Annotated in this window: 17 protein-coding genes; 10 read left to right on the top strand and 7 right to left on the bottom strand. The window is 47.2% G+C overall.

The window, feature by feature from the left end; all coding sequences use genetic code 11:
- Positions 1–26 precede the first annotated feature (26 nt).
- Positions 27–2942 (top strand): valine--tRNA ligase, encoded by a 2916-nt coding sequence (locus NGM44_RS02780; RefSeq protein WP_253224151.1) that lies wholly within the window; start codon positions 27–29, stop codon positions 2940–2942.
- A 133-nt stretch (positions 2943–3075) separates the two neighbouring features.
- A complete protein-coding gene (locus NGM44_RS02775; protein WP_253224150.1) occupies positions 3076–4761 on the top strand; it encodes a phosphoethanolamine transferase in 1686 nt (561 codons plus the stop codon).
- 37 nt (positions 4762–4798) lie between these two features.
- On the opposite strand, the gene NGM44_RS02770 is transcribed toward NGM44_RS02775, so the two are convergent.
- On the bottom strand, positions 4799–5701 hold the full coding sequence (locus NGM44_RS02770; RefSeq protein ID WP_253224149.1) for a histone deacetylase: 903 nt from the start codon (positions 5699–5701) through the stop codon (positions 4799–4801).
- An 85-nt stretch (positions 5702–5786) separates the two neighbouring features.
- On the bottom strand, positions 5787–6524 hold the full coding sequence (locus NGM44_RS02765; protein ID WP_253224148.1) for a hypothetical protein: 738 nt from the start codon (positions 6522–6524) through the stop codon (positions 5787–5789).
- Between the two features lie 198 nt (positions 6525–6722).
- Between NGM44_RS02765 and ccmA the strand changes: the two genes are divergently transcribed.
- The gene (gene ccmA, locus NGM44_RS02760; protein ID WP_253224147.1) at positions 6723–7370 is read left to right on the top strand and encodes a heme ABC exporter ATP-binding protein CcmA; all 648 of its coding nucleotides are present in this window, start codon (positions 6723–6725) and stop codon (positions 7368–7370) included.
- On the top strand, positions 7367–8041 hold the full coding sequence (locus tag NGM44_RS02755) for a heme exporter protein CcmB (protein WP_253224146.1): 675 nt from the start codon (positions 7367–7369) through the stop codon (positions 8039–8041). The genes ccmA and NGM44_RS02755 overlap by 4 nt, the downstream gene beginning before the upstream one ends.
- Positions 8042–8069: 28 nt before the next feature.
- Here NGM44_RS02755 and NGM44_RS02750 read toward each other — a convergent pair whose 3' ends face one another.
- Together NGM44_RS02750 and NGM44_RS02745 are read right to left on the bottom strand one after the other, a co-directional pair.
- Positions 8070–8939, bottom strand: coding sequence for a PhzF family phenazine biosynthesis protein (locus tag NGM44_RS02750; RefSeq protein ID WP_253224145.1), 870 nt, complete (start codon positions 8937–8939; stop codon positions 8070–8072).
- Positions 8940–8982: 43 nt separating this feature from the next.
- Positions 8983–9588: a rhomboid family intramembrane serine protease gene (locus NGM44_RS02745; protein WP_253224144.1), complete on the bottom strand. Its 606-nt coding sequence runs from the start codon at positions 9586–9588 to the stop codon at positions 8983–8985.
- Between NGM44_RS02745 and NGM44_RS02740 the strand changes: the two genes are divergently transcribed.
- From NGM44_RS02740 to NGM44_RS02730, 3 genes are all read left to right on the top strand, one after another.
- Positions 9587–9856, top strand: coding sequence for a hypothetical protein (locus NGM44_RS02740; RefSeq protein WP_253224143.1), 270 nt, complete (start codon positions 9587–9589; stop codon positions 9854–9856). The genes NGM44_RS02745 and NGM44_RS02740 overlap by 2 nt on opposite strands.
- 48 nt (positions 9857–9904) lie before the next feature.
- A complete protein-coding gene (locus tag NGM44_RS02735) occupies positions 9905–11968 on the top strand; it encodes an OmpA family protein (RefSeq protein WP_253224142.1) in 2064 nt (687 codons plus the stop codon).
- 122 nt (positions 11969–12090) lie between these two features.
- The gene (locus NGM44_RS02730; protein ID WP_253224141.1) at positions 12091–12813 is read left to right on the top strand and encodes a pseudouridine synthase; all 723 of its coding nucleotides are present in this window, start codon (positions 12091–12093) and stop codon (positions 12811–12813) included.
- A gap of 42 nt (positions 12814–12855) precedes the next feature.
- On the opposite strand, the gene NGM44_RS02725 is transcribed toward NGM44_RS02730, so the two are convergent.
- Both NGM44_RS02725 and NGM44_RS02720 read right to left on the bottom strand, forming a co-directional pair.
- Positions 12856–13140 (bottom strand): hypothetical protein, encoded by a 285-nt coding sequence (locus NGM44_RS02725; RefSeq protein ID WP_253224140.1) that lies wholly within the window; start codon positions 13138–13140, stop codon positions 12856–12858.
- Positions 13141–13306: 166 nt separating this feature from the next.
- Complete coding sequence (locus tag NGM44_RS02720; RefSeq protein WP_253224139.1) at positions 13307–15088, bottom strand: M61 family metallopeptidase; 1782 nt, start codon at positions 15086–15088, stop codon at positions 13307–13309.
- A 222-nt stretch (positions 15089–15310) separates the two neighbouring features.
- On the opposite strand from NGM44_RS02720, the gene NGM44_RS02715 reads away from it, so the two are divergent.
- Together NGM44_RS02715 and NGM44_RS02710 are read left to right on the top strand one after the other, a co-directional pair.
- Positions 15311–15796: a peptidylprolyl isomerase gene (locus NGM44_RS02715; RefSeq protein WP_253224138.1), complete on the top strand. Its 486-nt coding sequence runs from the start codon at positions 15311–15313 to the stop codon at positions 15794–15796.
- A gap of 204 nt (positions 15797–16000) precedes the next feature.
- Positions 16001–16777, top strand: a complete 777-nt coding sequence (locus NGM44_RS02710) for a 1-acyl-sn-glycerol-3-phosphate acyltransferase (RefSeq protein WP_253224137.1) — start codon at positions 16001–16003, stop codon at positions 16775–16777.
- A gap of 77 nt (positions 16778–16854) precedes the next feature.
- On the opposite strand, the gene NGM44_RS02705 is transcribed toward NGM44_RS02710, so the two are convergent.
- Entirely contained in the window at positions 16855–17346 is a 492-nt protein-coding gene (locus NGM44_RS02705; RefSeq protein ID WP_253224136.1) for a peptidylprolyl isomerase, read from the bottom strand.
- A gap of 106 nt (positions 17347–17452) precedes the next feature.
- On the opposite strand from NGM44_RS02705, the gene NGM44_RS02700 reads away from it, so the two are divergent.
- Positions 17453–18115 (top strand): LysE family translocator, encoded by a 663-nt coding sequence (locus NGM44_RS02700; RefSeq protein WP_253224135.1) that lies wholly within the window; start codon positions 17453–17455, stop codon positions 18113–18115.
- Positions 18116–18120: the final 5 nt, after the last annotated feature.

Genomic DNA, 18120 nt, shown 5'->3' with positions numbered 1-18120 from the left:
TGCACTTATAAAGGTTTACCATTCTCATGACTAACACCATCCAAACCGCACTAGATCGCTTATCTTCCGCCTATAATCCTGCCGAGATTGAAGCAGGGATGTATCAAGGTTGGGAGAATGCAGGTTATTTTAAGCCTGATTATAGCAAGTCAAAAGCCTTCTCTATCGCCTTGCCACCACCGAATGTCACAGGCTCACTGCATATGGGGCATGGCTTTAATAATGCCATCATGGATACGCTGACTCGCTATCATCGTATGATGGGCTATAACACGCTATGGCAAGCAGGCACTGACCATGCAGGTATTGCGACGCAGATGGTTGTTGAGCGTCAGCTTGGCCTACAGGGCATCAAACGCCACGATCTGGGCCGTGAAAAATTCCTAGACAAAGTGTGGGAGTGGAAAAGCGAATCGGGTGGTAACATCACTCGCCAAATCCGTCGCCTAGGCTCATCGGTGGACTGGAGCCGTGAGCGATTTACGATGGATGAAGGTCTATCAAAAGCTGTGCAAGATGTATTCGTCAAGCTGTATGATGACGGGCTGATTTATCGTGGTAAGCGTCTGGTGAACTGGGATATCAAACTTGAGACAGCGTTGTCTGATCTTGAAGTTGAAAACCATGACGAACAAGGCTCATTATGGCACTTTAAATATTTCTTTGAAAATCAATCTCTTACCACCAAAGATGGTCAAAATTATCTTGTTGTAGCGACCACACGCCCTGAGACTTTGCTTGGTGATACAGCGGTGGCGGTACATCCTGAAGATGAACGCTATGCACACTTGATTGGACAAAATATCGTCCTGCCGATTACCGGCCGTATCGTACCGATCGTGGCGGATACTTATGTCGAAAAAGACTTTGGTACAGGCTGTGTCAAGATCACCCCTGCGCATGATTTTAATGACTATGAAGTCGGCAAACGCCACAATCTACCACTGATTAATATCTTTGATAAAAACGCCAATATCCTAGCGGATATGCAGGTGTATGAGAGCCTAACTCAGCGTGAGCCAACGCTAGAAGCGACACCATCTGACTATGCAGGTCTGGCTCGTTTTGATGCTCGCAAAAAATTGGTGGCAGATGCCGAAACTCAAGGCTGGCTTGAAAAAATCGAACCGCACGCACTCAAAGCACCACGAGGCGATCGCAGTGGCGAGATTGTTGAGCCGTATTTGACCGACCAATGGTATGTCGCCATCGATGCGCTAGCCAAGCCTGCCATCGAAGCGGTCGAAGATGGTCGCATTGAGTTTGTGCCTGCACAGTACAAGAATATGTACATGGCGTGGATGCGTGATATCCAAGACTGGTGCATCAGCCGTCAGCTGTGGTGGGGTCATCGCATCCCTGCGTGGTATGACGACAAGGGTGGTATTTATGTGGCACATGATGAAGCTGAAGTACGTAGTAAGTACAATCTGTCTGCCGATGTCGCCCTGCGTCAAGATGAAGATGTGCTAGATACTTGGTTTAGCTCAGGTCTGTGGACATTTAGCACGCTGGATTGGGGTAATGATGCCGATGACGGTAAGGCACTGGCGACTTTCCATCCGACCAGTGTTCTGGTGACTGGCTTTGATATCATCTTTTTCTGGGTGGCTCGCATGATTATGCTGACCATGCATTTTGTCAAAAATGCTGATGGCACGCCACAAGTACCGTTCAAGACCGTCTATGTGCATGGTCTCGTGCGTGATGGACAAGGTCAAAAGATGAGTAAGTCAAAGGGTAATGTGCTTGACCCGATTGATCTGATCGATGGTATCGATCTAGAAAGCCTAGTGGCCAAGCGTACCACAGGGCTGATGAATCCAAAAGATGCTGCCAAAATCGAAAAAGCAACCCGCAAAGAATTCGCTGATGGTATCGAAGCATTTGGTACTGATGCACTGCGTTTTACTTTCACAAGCCTTGCCAGCACTGGCCGTGATATTAACTTTGACATCAAGCGTATCGAGGGCAACCGCAACTTCTGTAACAAGATCTGGAACGCCACTCGCTTTGTACTGATGAACTGCGTGGACAAAGCAGGCAATGAGCTGCCAATTGATAAAGCTGCCAACAAACAGCTGTGGGAGCTGCCTGAAAAATGGATCATGAGCCGCCTAAACTCAACCATCGCAAGCATCCATGAGGCGATGGCGACTTATCGTTTTGACTTGATGAGCCAAGCGATTTATGAGTTTATTTGGAATGAGTATTGTGACTGGTATGTCGAGCTTGCCAAATCAGCACTCAATGACGACAGTGTCAGCGATGATCGCAAAGCGCAGATTCGCTATGTGCTGATTCATGTGCTTGAGGTTGCGATGCGATTTAGCCATCCAATCATGCCGTACTTGACCGAGAGCCTATGGCAGACGGTTGCACCACTGATTGACCGTAAGACGACTGACAGCATCGTTATTGCTGATTTCCCTGTGGCAAATGCCGATGACATCAGTCGTGAGACCGAGCAGGATATGGCATGGCTACAGGCACTCATCGGTGCAGTGCGTAACATCCGTGGTGAGATGAAGCTGGGTAATGCTGTGCGTCTGCCGGTGCTACTACAAGGTGTGAATGACACTGAGCAAGCATCGCTAAGCCGTATCGCCAATCAGTTCAAGGCATTGGCAAAAGTTGAGACTCTGACCATCGTCGCTGAGGGCGAAGAAACGCCACTATCATCATCGAGTATGGTGGGGCAGGTTAAGGTGCTGGTACCGATGAAAGGGCTCATCGACCCAACAGCAGAGCTAAACCGCCTAGCCAAAGTATCTGAAAAGCTACAAGCACAAGCCGATGGCATCACGCGTAAGCTTAGCAATGAAGGCTTTGTGGCAAAAGCCCCAGAAGCGGTGGTCGCCGCCGAGAAGGCCAAGCTTGATGAGCTAAACACGCAGCTGGCTGAGATCGCTAAGCAGGTTGTACAGCTTGAGAGTTTATAAGCTATTGTTTTATAAATGATTATTGCTCTTTTAGCATAATTTCCTCGATAAAGACCCATGACTGCCATCTGCTACTGATGGCGGTTGTAATCAATGGACTTGATAAAGATAGTTAAGATAATCAATGAAATCAATGAAATTCACCCCTACATCAAGCCATCGCCGCGCCCGATTTTTCAGTGGTAAGAACAGCATTAATTTGTTGCTGTTACTGTTGCCCGCCATAGTGTTTGGTGGCTTGCTTGGGTATTATCAATCAGCAAGCATAGGCGTGCGTTTGTTTGTTTTATCACTCATAGGCATTTATCCGACACTTGTCTTTATCCAAGTATATCGTGCGCACAGCATTTATCATCGCAAAACCTTATTATACGGTACTCTGAGTGTTGTATGGTGGCTGATATTTGCGGTACATAGTACGGTATTGTCCGCAAGCTGGGCGGTTTTTGACAGTAGTATCGATGCGTTTTTCATCGTTCAGGCGGTGGCGAACACCACACGGCTTGAAGCGATGGAATTTGTGCAGTTTCATTGGCACAAGATTGCATTTTTGATTGCATTGCTATGTGTTTGCTTGTATGGCTATTTTTGGATGCTGCTGCGATATTTTGATGTTGATAGCTATGTGTCTGCCAAACCAACTTGGACACATAAGACCTTGTTTGTGTTGTTTGTCATCTTGTGTGTTGCAGCTTATGCCACTAAGCCCAATCGCAAAAATGCACCCATGTTTTTTTGGTACAATTATTATGCCAAGATTGTGGATTTTCAAGATGAGCTTAAGTTACATCAGCGTTGGCACAAGCGATGGCAGCAGCAAGCAATCAGTGATATCATCGCAACTGATGATCGCCACACGCAGACGCACATCATTGCCATCACTGAGAGTTTGACCAGTGAGAATTTCGGCATTTGTGGCTATCCGCGCGATACCACGCCACATATCAGCGCGCTACAAAATGAGCTGATGATCTATTGTAAGGCGTATTCACCGTACGCAACGACGATCAATGCCGTCAAGGCATTATTGACCGATATGCCGGCAGGCGCGCCGAAGTTCGTGCCGACACAGAGCTTACTTACCCACGCCAAGCAAGCAGGTTATCAGACCTATTGGATCAGCAATCAAGATGACAGTTATTTGTCATCGCTGTTTGGTTCATTGGCAGATGTGGCGATTTATCACAATCGCTTAAGTGGTCGCAGTAGTTTTTCAAAAGATGAAGGATTGTTACCACATCTACACAATGCCTTGGCTGATACGCATACCAAAAAGCTTATCATCCTACATCTGATTGGCGCACATCCCAATTATTCGGCGCGTTATCCCGATCGCTTTGAGCGGTTTCCTGATGATAATAAAGGGGCAGATCAGATTGATGCGCATTTTGATCGGCAGAATTTTGGCAGTCTGACCAGACAGGCGCGTGATGAATATGACAACAGTATTTTGTACCAAGATTGGATGTTTGCCGAGATTTTAAAACAGCTAAAAAATGACACAGCGGATAATCAAAGCCTGACCTTTGTGTCCGATCATGGTAATGAAGTCGGTCATGTCAAGGATTATGCAGGGCATAGTGATCATAGTGAAGCGGGTTACAAGGTGCCGTTGATCGTCTGGCAAAACTCGCCGAATGCGCGCACAGGCATTGAGCAAGGCAGATTGGTGGATACCGCTGAGCTCAATAACCATATGCTGATGCGCATGGGTATTTTGACCAAGTCAGGTCAGCCCTTGCCGTGGTCGGATCATGCTTATCAATTTGCTCCGAAAGCGAAATTTCCATATTGGCAAAATAATAAAAAAACTGAATAAAAAACAATAAGTTGTCAGAAGATTATCAGTTAAATATTTAGCCGATGAGTGATCGTGCCACCCCAAACACGCCCATATGCGCCTGAACGATGACATCAATATCAGGCGCATAGCCGCCGCCCATCACCACCGCGACAGGAATGCCAAGCTGATGTGCCATCGTCAGTACGATCTCATCGCGCTGATAGCAGCCGTCCAGCGTCAGCGATAATTTACCCAGTTTATCCACCGCCAGCACATCGACACCAGATTGATAAAAGATCATATCAGGGGTAAACTCTGCGATGATTTTTGGTAGGGTATTGCTTAAAATTTCTAAATATTCATCATCACCAGTATCATCAGCTAGGGCAATATCCAGATCGGATTTTGGCTTATGATAAGGATAATTTTTCTCGCCATGCATACTAAAGACAAAGACCGCAGGATTATCCGCCATGATCGCCGCATTGCCATTGCCTTGATGAACATCAAGATCCACGATCAAAATCCGCTTCGCTTGATTGCGTTTCAGCAATAAATTGCTCGCCACACAGATGTCATTCATCACACAAAAGCCTTCACCGCGATCGGCAAAGGCATGATGCGTACCGCCCGATGTCGATAAGCTGATGCCGTACTGCTTGGCGTACAAGGCGCATTCATAAGTAGCGTGGCAAATATAGCGCTCACGCAGCACAAGCTCGGGCGACATTGGCAAACCAATAGCGCGTGCTTCTTTTGCGCTCAAGGCTTGTGTCTCAAGCTTATGCCAGTACTCTGCCGTGTGCGTGGTCAAAATCTCATCGGCAGATAGTAGCTGCGGTGCAAATATATCATCTGCCCTAATGATACCATCAGCAAGCAGTCGCTCGGGTAGTAGGCGATATTTCGCCATCGGAAAGCGATGACCATCAGGCACAGCGTGACAAAAAATGGGCGAATGGGCGATTTTTAGCATGGTATTTTTTGATAAGTTAAATAATTTTATAATCAATTTTTATTATTAATTTGACACAATAAATTTGTAAAAATAAAAACTAAATTTATTGATACTGATCAGTTGGTTCAAAAAATTCTACCGTACGCACAGCATTGGCATCGGTCGAATGCTCAGCAGAATCAATAAAATGCTCAGGATGAAAATGTAGATAATCTAATAAAATAAGACTGGGTTCAGGGTCGCTCAGCACATCATCATAAGCTTTTTGGGCAAGTTCGGTTAAGCTTGCTAAGCCTTGTAGATGACAGCCTAATGCCTTATCGGTCATCGGTGTAAATTCAGCATCAAAGCTGATCTTGGCGCGCACTTCGCCATCGGTAGGGTCAAGCTCTAGGCTGCCAAAAGGAATGCCAAGATTCGCCATTGCGATTGCCATCGTCATCGGCGCAAAGTGACTTTGGGGCACAACTTCAGGCAAAATCCCAAAAATCGACACCAGCTGCGTGCGTTCATTGATACGAAACACGCAAGTCCACTCAGCATCTTTATCACTAAATGGCACGATCAGATGATGAATCTGTGGTACGACAGCATAGCCATCTGCGGTGTTGGCATGGCGGTGCTCGTATTTCCAGTTGTGCGCATCCAAAAATACCATCAGTTCATCGGTGATGGGGTGGCTGTCTGTGTGGCTGTCCGTGCTATTGAGTGTGTCTGCTTGATGGGCGGTGTCATCGGCAGCGTCGTTCACTGGATTTGGCTGTGATTGTGGCTGCGGTTTTGGTTCGGCTGTAGCTAATTTATCACTAATAAACTGTGCAATTTTTTTAAATAATTTCATGAAATGTATCGATACGGCATGATTCAGCCATTAGCATAACAAATTTTTGCCCAAATCGGTAGTACTAACTGATGGCGGCAGAGTTTTTTAATCCGTATGAAACAAAACTTCAGCAATCAATACGGTTTTTTGGTATGATAGGCAGATTGATTTATTTTGCCAAGACTTTCATGACAACGGGATATTTATTAGGTATTCATGACAAACGCCACCGAATTTGACGCTCAAACCGCTGATGCGCTTAGCTGTTCACCGATTTTGCACCTTGATCATGTCGATGTGCAGCGCGGTGATTTTTTGCTGTGCCAAACGGTGAATAAAACGCTGTATGCAGGCGATGTTTGTCATTTGATCGGTGAAAATGGCTTGGGCAAAACCACGCTGTTATCCCAAATCGCAGGGCTACTGCCCATCACGACGGGCAAGGCGCGCATGAGTGGTGCGTGCGTCTATGTCTCGCATCAGTTGGGCATCAGTGCAGCTTTGACCGTTGAGCAGAATTTACGCTTTTTATTGTCGCTGTATGGTGTGGATGCGGACGCGGCGATGATTGAGCAGGCGTTATCTTGCGTGGGTTTGGATGGTCTTGAAGATGTCAGCTGTGCGCAGTTGTCAGCAGGGCAGATGCGCCGTGTGGGGCTTGCGCGATTGTTCGTGCTGGATGTGGCGCACGCACCATTTTGGCTGCTTGATGAGCCTTTGACCGCGCTCGATGTGGCGATGGTCACGCACTTAGAAAACCGCATTGCGGCATTTGCCAAATCAGGTGGCGCGGTGCTGATGACTAGTCACCAAGCGACCTATGCGGCGACTTGCACGCTTGATTTGGCGGAGTTTGCATTATGATGACTCAGGCTTTTATGACCATGCTTGCGCGCGAATGGCAGATCAAAAGACAGGGTGCGGTGCAGTGGCTGTTTCCGATTGTGCTGTTTTTGCTTATCATTACGCTGTTTCCACTTGCCATCGGTAGCGAGCCGAATCTGTTATTACGCCTTGCGCCATCAGCGGTGTGGATTGCGGCGCTGATTGCGCTTGTGATCGGGGTGGATGATTTATTTCGCGGTGAATTTGATAATGGCACGCTTGCGCAAATAGTGGTAGCAGGTGCGCCGCTGTCTGTGTGGGTGCTGGCGCGGTTGATGGTGCATTGGCTGTTCAGTGCAGGGGTGGTAGCGGTGCTGTCGTTGTTGGTGATTGTGCTGTTTGGCATGAATGCTGCTGATGCGGCGATACTTGCGCTTTCTATTATCATCGGCTCGCCGTTATTGCTTGCGCTGTCTGCCATTGCCAGTAGCTTGACATTGACACTGAAAAATGGCGCGGTGCTTGTGCCGCTGATTGCGCTACCCATGCAGCTGCCAGTGCTGATTTTCGCTACTGGCGCGGTGGATTTGCACGCTACAGGATTAAATGGCTTGCCGACATTGGCGCTGCTTGCAGCAGGTAGTATTATCGCAGTACTGGTGACGCCGTGGGCGGTTGCACAAGTGCTAAAAATGGCATGGTCGGATTGAATTTGATTGAGTTTTATCCAATCAAAAATCACCCATCTAGCCATAACTCCCCAGTACCCACCATCACTACGCGTCCGCCGACTTGGATGTTCTGTGCTGTATCGATATTTAGATACAAGCGGTTGGCACGCCCCAAATGATCGCCTTGATGGATGGTTTTGCGTGTCGGTGTCAGTCCTTGATGAATCAGATACGCCCCAAGATTGGCGCACGCAGAGCCTGTGCCAGTGTCTTCGATGAAGATGCCATCTTGTTCAAACAGCATTCTTGAGTGAATGATTTCTTCACAATATTCATCTTGATACCACAGATAAATTGACGGCTCAGCACTTGTATCAGGGCAGTGCTTGGCGAATAATTCTTGTAATTTTATCAAATCGATCTTGGCGTGCAATAAGTCATCTAAGCTGTCTAATTGTAGCAAAAACTGCGTTGTGCCACTATTGGCAAAATAACCCAGATAATTGATTTTATTTGAATTAATTTGGCAAATATCAGTCAGATAAGCTTGACTAACTTGACAGGGCGTAACTTCAAAGCCGCTGATGGTTAAGAAAATTTGTACATCATCTCGGTGGATGTGTACGGCTTTGGCTTGAGTATTGATGATAAATTGATCGGGCAGATTATTAAGCTGTGATAATACAAAACTTGCACCCAGTGTCGGATGACCTGCAAAGGGCATTTCATAATTGGGTGTAAAAATCCGCAAATTTGCCACCACATGATCATCATTACTTGGCTGAATAAACACCGTTTCGCTTAAGTTGAACTGCTTGGCAATCGCTTGCATTTGGGTATCATTTAGCATGGCAGCATTGGTAAATACCGCCAAAGGATTGCCGCCAAAATGCGTCTCGGCAAAAACATTGACCAGATAATAGGGTAGTTTTGTCATCAAAATCTCGTAAGTTCATCCATCAAGTTTATCCATCAATCCATCAAAACGACGGATTAAGCAGTGCATTGATAAAATGCATGATAAGCTTTGGCTCGATTGCGATCGTCGCTACTACACCAAAGACCGCGCCGAATAGATGCGCTGAGTGGTTGGTTGTGCTACCGCCGCGGCGATCGGCATAGATGCTATACGCCACATAAGCGGCGGCAAAGATGATTGCAGGAATGGGAATGATGGCAAATAAATACAAAGTCTCCCACGGTGCAAACAAGATAAACGCAAACAGCACCGCGGAGACTGCGCCTGATGCACCAAGACTTGAATAGCGCGCGTTGTCCTTTTGGGCAAGATAAGTCGGAATGATCGCGGCGATGATCGACAGCACATAAAAGCCGACAAAGCCAAGACTACCAAAGCGACTGATATAAAACTGCTCAATCACCCGCCCAAAAAAGTACAGCGTAAACATATTAAACAGCAGATGCATCCCATCAGCATGGATAAATCCGTGCGTTAATAGGCGGTCGATTTGACCTTTTTTGATCGCAGGCGGCCAAAAAATCAACCGCTCAAACAGCGGACGCGATTGCCAAGCGGCGATACTAATGATAACAGTAATGATGATAATGGCGGTGGTATGATTCATGGCATTAAACTTAATAATAAAAAATTACCGTAGTATAGCACGACACGCACAAAAACCAACCGTCTTGGCAGAAATGGCGGCTGAATCGGTGAGTATTGGTAAGTTTTACATGAGTTTTGTAACAGTTTTTCCAAAAAAGATGAAAAATCAATGGATTGTGTTTGTTAATTGTTGCAAACCCTTTTATCTTGTCCAAAAATCAGTCACAATATATCGCAGATGTGCAGATGTTTCACGGCAAAAGGGCAATAAGGGCAATGATGCTTAACTTGCCGATTTTTCGTGGTTAAACTTTTTTTATTTCAGTGGAGCTATTATGAACCTGATCGCCAAATTAAGCGAATTTGTGACCCCTTATGTACTTGCCATGACCAAGGATGTGGCGGGCAATAACGATGCCAAAGCAGGCATTTTGTCAGTATTTTATCCACTGTTCGCAGCGCGCCTAGCAGACGCTGGCACTGTTACTGCGGCACAAGCGGTATCTGATGAGACAGTGGACTATGGTCAAGCGCTACTGGGTGCGGTCATGGGCAATGACACGCAGTCAATGATTGCAAAATTCGCTCAAGAATTTGGCGTATCAAGTGAAGCTGTATCAGCCGTCACAGGCGCAGCATCGGCGCACAGCTTTGCAAAAATCGAAGAACTTGCAGGCGGCGCGCCAGTGGCGCAGTTCGTCAAATCATCACTACAAGGCTTTAATGGTGTATTGCCAGCATGGGCAAGTGCATTTTTGCCAGCGGGTCTATTGGCAGGCGGTGCGACTTTGGCAAATGGCATCGTCAAAAACACCGCTGTTACCACTGACGCTGTAGCTCCAGTTGCCCAAGCTACCGAAGACAAATCATCAATCGCGCCAGTGGCTGCTGCTACCGCTGCTGTCGGTGCAGGTGCTGCTGCCGTCGCTGCTACCGCTGTCAAAGCTGCTGACATCAAGAGCGACAAAGCTGATCCAAAAGCTGCTGCTGCGCCAACTGCGACCCATGTCGATACTTCTACAGTCGTGACCGAAGAGAAAAAAGGCGGCTTCTTAAAAAGCTTGCTGCCGATCATCGGTCTATTAATCTTTGCGGGTCTAGCATGGCTACTACTGCGCAGCTGCCAAGATTCACCAGCGCCAGTCGCTGCACCAGTGGCACAAGAAGCAGGCGCAAGCAGCGCAGCAACTGCGGTCAATCCAGCCGTACTTGGCGTCACTATGGACAGCACCGGTCAAGCCATCGCATCATGTACTGCACAAGCTGGCTCTGAAGGCTTGGTGGGCAACATCCGCGCTGCCATCACAGGTCTATTCACTGCCGATAAATGTGAGCTGAACACCGCGACCGACCGCGCTGACAGCATGGCGGCTGAGCCACATCTACCTGCGCTACTTGGCTTAATCAAAGGCGTGCCAAATGCTACTTTGGGCATCGCGGATAAAGCAGTGCGCTTTGGCGGTGCGGATGATGCAACAGTGGCTAAGCTTGTCGAGCAAGCCAAAGGCATCGTTCCTGCTGACTTTGATGTACAAGCAGGTACCATCGAATCACTACTAAATCCACAAGCTGATGCCGCTCAAGGCGACGCGGCTGCTGCCAATGCCAATGCTGCACCAGCCAAAGTCACCATCGCAACTGACGCTACGGGCAATGCCATCGATTCATGCGCAGCGACCGCTGGTGAAGAAGGTGTGATCACTGGTATCAAATCAGCACTGAGCGCTGCCTTTGGTGCAGATGCTTGCCAAGCCAATGTCGATACTGCGCACGCAGCGACCCTACCGGCTGCCGAGCAGCTGCCTGCCATCCTAGGTGTGATGAAAGGCGTGCCAAATGCCAGCGTGAGCATCGAAGATAAGACCATCCGCTTTAATGCAGCTGATGAAGCGACTGTGGCGAAGCTTGTTGAAGCGGCTAAAGCTGCTGTACCTGCTGATTTCGTCGTCGAAGCTGAGCCTAAGCTTGATGCTGCTGCGGCCGCTGCTGCAGGCAACACTTCAGCCAAAGCTGCACTAGAAGCGCTAACCGCAGATTCTACCGCTGAAGACTTGGTCAAGGCGTTGAATATGCAGATCATCAACTTCGCATCAGGCTCAAGCGAAATCCCAGCTGAAAACAAAGCCATCCTTGATTTGGCTGTGGCAAAAATGGCTGAACTGAAAGACGCAGGCCTGCAAATCACAGGTCACACCGACAGCCAAGGCAATGCTGACATGAACAAAAAACTGTCAGAATCTCGTGCGAACGCGGTGCGTGATTACCTAGTATCAAAAGGTGTGGATACCGCTCGTCTAGCAACTGCTGGCGTCGGCCCTGATCAACCAGTAGCCACCAATGCCACCGAGCAAGGTCGCTTCCAAAACCGCCGTATCGAATTTTCAGTATTGGCAAAATAATCGATTCAGCATTGTATAAAACAAAACCAAGCGGTATCATATCGCTTGGTTTTGTTTTATAGGGGCGTATCGCATACGCTCAGAGATGATTTTGGTCAAATAAGTACCAAAAAGAGCAAATAATGACAGCGACGGTAATTTTATTTAACAAGCCTTATGGCGTACATAGCCAATTTCGCAAAGAGCATGACGGCATGGCGACTTTGGCAGATTTTTTCACGGACAAATCGCTGCGTGTGGCAGGGCGATTGGATAAGGATTCTGAAGGCTTGCTTGTCTTGACCGATCATGGCGTGCTCAATCATGCCATCACCACGCCGCCCACCGCCATCAATGCCAAATACAATGCTAAGCACGCCAAGACTTATCTGGTGCAAGTTGAGAACATTCCCAGTGCTGAGCAGATTCACGCGCTGCAATCAGGCGTGATGCTAAAAGATGGTAAAACGCTGCCCGCGACCGTCAAGCATCTAGCTGATGATGAGCTGCCCATCACACTGTGGGCGCGTACGCCACCGATTCGCAGTCGGGCAAGTATTCCAACTGCTTGGCTTGCCATTAGTATCATCGAAGGCAAGAACCGCCAAGTGCGACGCATGGTCGCTCATGTGGGCTTGCCGTGCTTGCGATTGATTCGCCATCAAGTCGGCACATGGACGCTTGGTGATTTGGAGGTCGGGGAGTATCGCACGCTTAGCTTGTCCGCCGATGAGCTTGCCAAAATGGGCATCAGTGACAACACACCAAAGCCTGCAACCACAAAGCCTGTCGGTCATGCCGCCAAAGCATTTAAAAATAACCGAAAATCTGCCAAACGCCCAAGACCACCGAAATTTGGTGGATAAAAAAAGACGCCATATTTTAAATTGGCGTCTTTTGTCAGAAAATTATTTTACTTGCTTTTTTGCTTGTTCAGCGATTTTGTTTGTTGGTTTTTTCTCTTGTGAAAGCTTTTTCTTTACTGGCTTTTTGTTTTGTTTTTTCATTTTTTGCTCAGCTTTCTTGGTTTTCTTTTTGGCTTGTTTTTCAGACTGATGGTCAGTTTTCTTAGCTTGTTTTTGAACGGTTTGTGCAGTTTCTGGTTTGGTAGGTTGTGCGTTTTGTGGTGCAGCCATTGCGGTCAAAGTAAATGCCGATAAGGTAAATGCGGTGATAAGTTGTTTGATTGACATGATATTTCCTATAAAATAAGCATCAAGACCGATAGTGGACTTGATGCGTATATTAAAGCAAACACTTGTAAATTCAATTTGTGAGTTTACAAGTGTTTGGGAGTGGTTATAAGTGCATTTTGTAAATTTTGTTGCACAATTGGCTTGGAAATCATCATGCGCTTAATCAAAACACTAACCACGCACCGCCATTACCGCTTAGGCTCATTTGCTTATGCGTGGTCGCAGGCGTGTCATCATCAGCTGTTAGGACATCAAAAGTCATCAGCTCATCGCGGCGAAATGCGTGTACTTGCACCGCTTGCCCTGTGGTATTTTGTAGGGCGATTTGGCGGTTTAACAGCGCGCTGCTTGCTTTGAGTCCATTGATGGCGATGATGACATCATTAAAGCTTAAGCCTGCTTTGCTTGCTTGGCTGTTGCGATGTAAGTGCTTGATTTTTAAGCCACTTGCTTTTTCGTCTAGCGTCATACCCCAAGGCTTGGTCTGTGTGCTTGCTTTGATATCGATACCAAATTTCGCCAAAGTCTCACCGATCGGTAGCGGCGCTGTGCCGATGACATAGTCTTGATAAAATGCCTGCCACTGATCTTTGCCCATCATCTCACTAATGACTTCATCAAGGCTGTCGGTCGTCATGCCATAAGGCTTGCCGTGCGCGCGCTCATAGAATGCCTTGACCACATCGAACAGGCGGTATTTGCCATCAGAATTTTCAAGTAAAGTTGCATCCAATAGCCACGCCACCAGTGCGCCTTTGTTATAATAGCTCACCCCTTGATTGGCGGTATTCTCATCGGCGCGATACAGTTTGATCCAAGTATCGAAGCTTGATTCTGCGACGCTTTGATGGGCTTTGCCATCGGTCTGTAGATAGCGATTGATTTGTGCTGCTAATAATTTTAGATAGCTTTCTTTATCAATCACACCTGCGCGTAGCAGCATCAAATCATCAAAATACGATGTAAATCCTTCAAATACCCACAGCAGCGGCGTATAAGCTTCATCAATCAAAGGGTTGTCAATCATCACATCAGGCTTAACAGTCTTCACCCACCACGCGTGGAAATATTCATGGCTGCACAGACCCAGATAACGCTGATAATCGCTCGATGGCACGGCAGGCTCAGCAGCACTCGGCAGATCACTGCGCGGACTGACCAGTGCGGTGGAGTTGATATGCTCAAGCCCACCATAATCATTGCCCGTGACCATCGTCATAAAGGTATAATCAGCAAACGGCGCGCTGCCAAGCCAATCGATGTAAGCTTGGCAGATTTTTTGTAAATCGTGGCTAAGCCTTGTCAAATCTGCCTGATGGCGACCTGCGATGAACGCGCGGTGGGGGATGCCTCGCCCTGCATGATCGCGCACATCAAAGCCAAATTTATCTTGCGTACCGATCTCAAACGGATAATCCAAATACTCAAAGCTTGGCATCGCGGCAAATTGATAGGTCAGCCCGTCATCACCATGCTTGATATCGTGTGGCAGACCGCAGGCGATGCTGCAGTTTTTATGAATATTAGTAAAATTCTTAGATAAAAATAACTCAATAGTAGCAGGGGTGAATTGATTATTTTTAATTAACAATAATAAAGAGCTAAAATTCCCAAAAATCCGCTGCTGATCGACAAATGCCGTACGCACTGATAAATCATGACAATAGATTTCATACTGTACCGTGATAGCATCGCCTGCTTTGGCATGGACGAGCCTAAAGGTGTGCTTATCAGATTTATTGGCGCGATAAACACGGTCATCACCTGCGATCGTATAACTAACCTGAGTGATATTTTTGGCAAATTCACGAATCAAATAACTGCCTGCAATCCAAGTCACCATGGATAAACTTGGCGCATCTTCTGCGCTGTTAAACTGTATGGTCACATCGCACAAATGATCATAAAAACGGCCAAAATCCAAACGATACTGTATGCTCATCATCTTCCCTTCCGGTCAAAATAAACAGTAAACAAACAGCAGTATCATAACAAACTGCACTTGATTTTCAAACCTTGCGCCACAATTTTACAGCTTGTAACGACTTTTTTGTAACCAAACGGCAAAATTGCCAAACTTCTGTTATAATAGACATCAATTTTTGCCATTTAATGCATCGGGTATTTGACCTGTGGCAGGCGTGGCACAATTTTGTAAGGAATCCCTATGACAACTATCGCAAATGATACCGTTGTAAAGTTTAACTACACATTGACCAACGATAAAGGTGAGACCCTTGACCAATCTCAAGGCGAGCCATTGGCTTATCTACACGGTCATCACAACATCATCCCGGGTCTTGAAAAAGAAATGACTGGCAAAAAAGCAGGCGACAAATTCAAAGTCACTGTTAAGCCAGAAGAAGCCTATGGTGAGTACATCGCAGAAGCGGTACAAGAAGTGCCACGCGCCAATTTCCAAGGCGTGGACAATATCGAAGTGGGTATGCAGTTCCAATCACAAACTGACGATGGTCATGTGATGCTGGTGACTGTTAAAGATGTCAATGATGAAGTGGTTGTGGTTGATGGCAACCATCCGCTGGCAGGCGTTGAGCTGACCTTTGATGTTGAGATCGTGGAAGTGCGTGCAGCGACAGCTGATGAGATCGCACACGGTCATGCGCATGGTGTAGGTGGTCATCATCACTGATTTGTCCGATGATTTTATCTGATCATTTAGTCTGATCATCATGACAAATCTAATCTCGCTCAAGTGAATACTTGGGCGATTTTTATTGCAACAATCCAAAACCGCAGCAGTTACAAAAAGTGAATAACCGTTCACCAAAAACACTTGCTTTTTTTGGCATTTGGGTTTAGGCTTGTACACTGTAAATTCATCAGTGGAATGATTATGGTAAGTTTTATCCGCACCCAATACAACCGCAGTAAAAAAATCATCGGCATGACCAGCACCTTGGTCGGTGGCTTTCGTGCTGCCCAAAAAGTTGGTGCTTTTGGCGATGGTGCGTCGCGTGAGACGCTGTCGCCGTATGTGCAGCAGTTTTGCCGTCGTATGGCAGGCTCTTTTGGCGTCAAAGTCGTGCAAGTCGAACCCATACCGCAGACGCATGGGTTGTGGGTGAGTAATCATGTCTCGTGGCTGGATATTCCTGTGGTGGGGTCGGTCGCGCCTGTATTTTTCTTATCAAAAGCTGAGATCGGTGAGTGGCCGATTTTTGGGCGACTTGCCAAAGCAGGCGGCACGTTGTTCATCAAGCGCGGCTCGGGTGATGCAGGCTCAGTGTCTGATCAGATCACCGCGTTTTTGCAAGGGGGTTCATCGGTGGTGTTTTTCCCTGAAGCGACCACCACCGATGGCAAGCAAATCAAAAAAATCTACGGCAAACTGCTCAAATCAGCGATCGATACTGGCTTGCCGATCTGTCCGATGGTGCTTGCCTATGTCGATCAAGATGGTAAGTTGTCCGATGAAGCGGCGTACTATGGCGATCGTACGATGGCGGACAGTCTAAAAATCGTCGCCGATTCTAAAGGCATCACCGCTCATGTGCTGCCACTTGCGCCGATTTCACCAGTGGGTAAAGACATCCGCGCGCTGACCGATGAGCTACAAAAGGTGATGGAAGCAGGGCTTGCCGAATTACACAGCCGAGTGCTGACGGCTTAGGCTTAGTTTGCTTAGTTTGATGGCGATATAACTAAACCTAGTTCAGTGAACTGGGTTTTTTGTGAGTGGTGTGCAGATTATCTTAATTGAACACCGACTTCGCCTTTTGGTGTGACCTTAAAAATCTGCACCTTAAACAGTACTTCTTGACCTGCCAATGGGTGATTAAAATCCACTTTGACGGTATCATCATTGACTTCGCTGATGACGCCCACGAGTGAATTTTGACCTTTATCGGCAAACTCCATCATCATACCGACGACAGGGTTTGGCTCAGATAGGGCAAACTGTGCACGGGCAAAGCTCTGGACATTCTCGCTATTCCATTGCCCAAAGGCTTCATCGGCAGGCAGGTGGGCGGTGCGAGTATCGCCAGCTTTTAGGTTAATCAGTACCTTTTCAAAACCAGCAAGCAAGCTTTCGTCACCGATGGTTAGGCTGACAGGCTCAGGGCGGTCAAAGGTGGAGTCGATGACAGTACCATTTGGTAGGCTGACTTCAAAATGCAGACTGACTGTACTGCCATGTGCGATACGCACTTCTTCATTGGGTAAAATTGGTGTGTTCATAATCAAATAAAGTCTCAAAAATTGCCTTAGTTTAGCATAATATCCATTGACATTCACCACCAAAACTTGCAAAATCTGAGTCAGTTTCCAAAAAAAAGGACTGACCATGTTTGGCGAGCTGCTCTTACACTTTGGTATCAAAGAATTTGCCACCTTTGTGACGGCGACGATTATTTTTGCGATGACACCAGGGATTGACACGGTGTTTGTGCTCAATCGTGCCATTGGCTATGATAAGCATATCGGCTCGATGGCGGCACTTGGTGTGGCAAGCGGCGTGCTGGTGCATACGGTGCTTGCGGCCGTGGGGCTGGCAGCGATTGTCGCCAAATCAGCGATGCTGTTTAGCATGATTAAATATTTGGGTGCGGCATATTTGGTGTATCTAGGCGTTATGGCAATTTATCATGCCATCAAAAATCCAACTAAGCTTGCCATTCATAGCTCTAGCAATGCCATCCCCATCAGTGCATGGCAAGCCTATCGTTCAGGCTTACTGACCAATGTACTCAACCCCAAAGTGGCACTGTTTTTCTTGGCGTTTTTTCCGCAGTTTATTGTGGCGACACAAGTGGATAATGCTGCTGCCTATCTGCTACTTGGTGTGGTTTATGCCATCATCTCGGCGGTATGGCTTGTGGCTCTGGCGATGTTGGCAGGCACGGTATTATCCAAGCTGCTCACCAGCCAAAAAGCTAAGCGTTATATGGATATTGGCTCGGGTGCGGTGTTTGTGTTGATGGGTGCAAAAGTTGCGGTGTCGGATTGAGTATA

The sequence above is a fragment of the Moraxella sp. FZFQ2102 genome (assembly GCF_024137865.1).
Lineage (GTDB): Bacteria > Pseudomonadota > Gammaproteobacteria > Pseudomonadales > Moraxellaceae > Moraxella.
The sequence above is the reverse complement of the archived record's forward strand: the minus strand, read 5'-3'. Positions and strand labels throughout refer to the sequence as shown.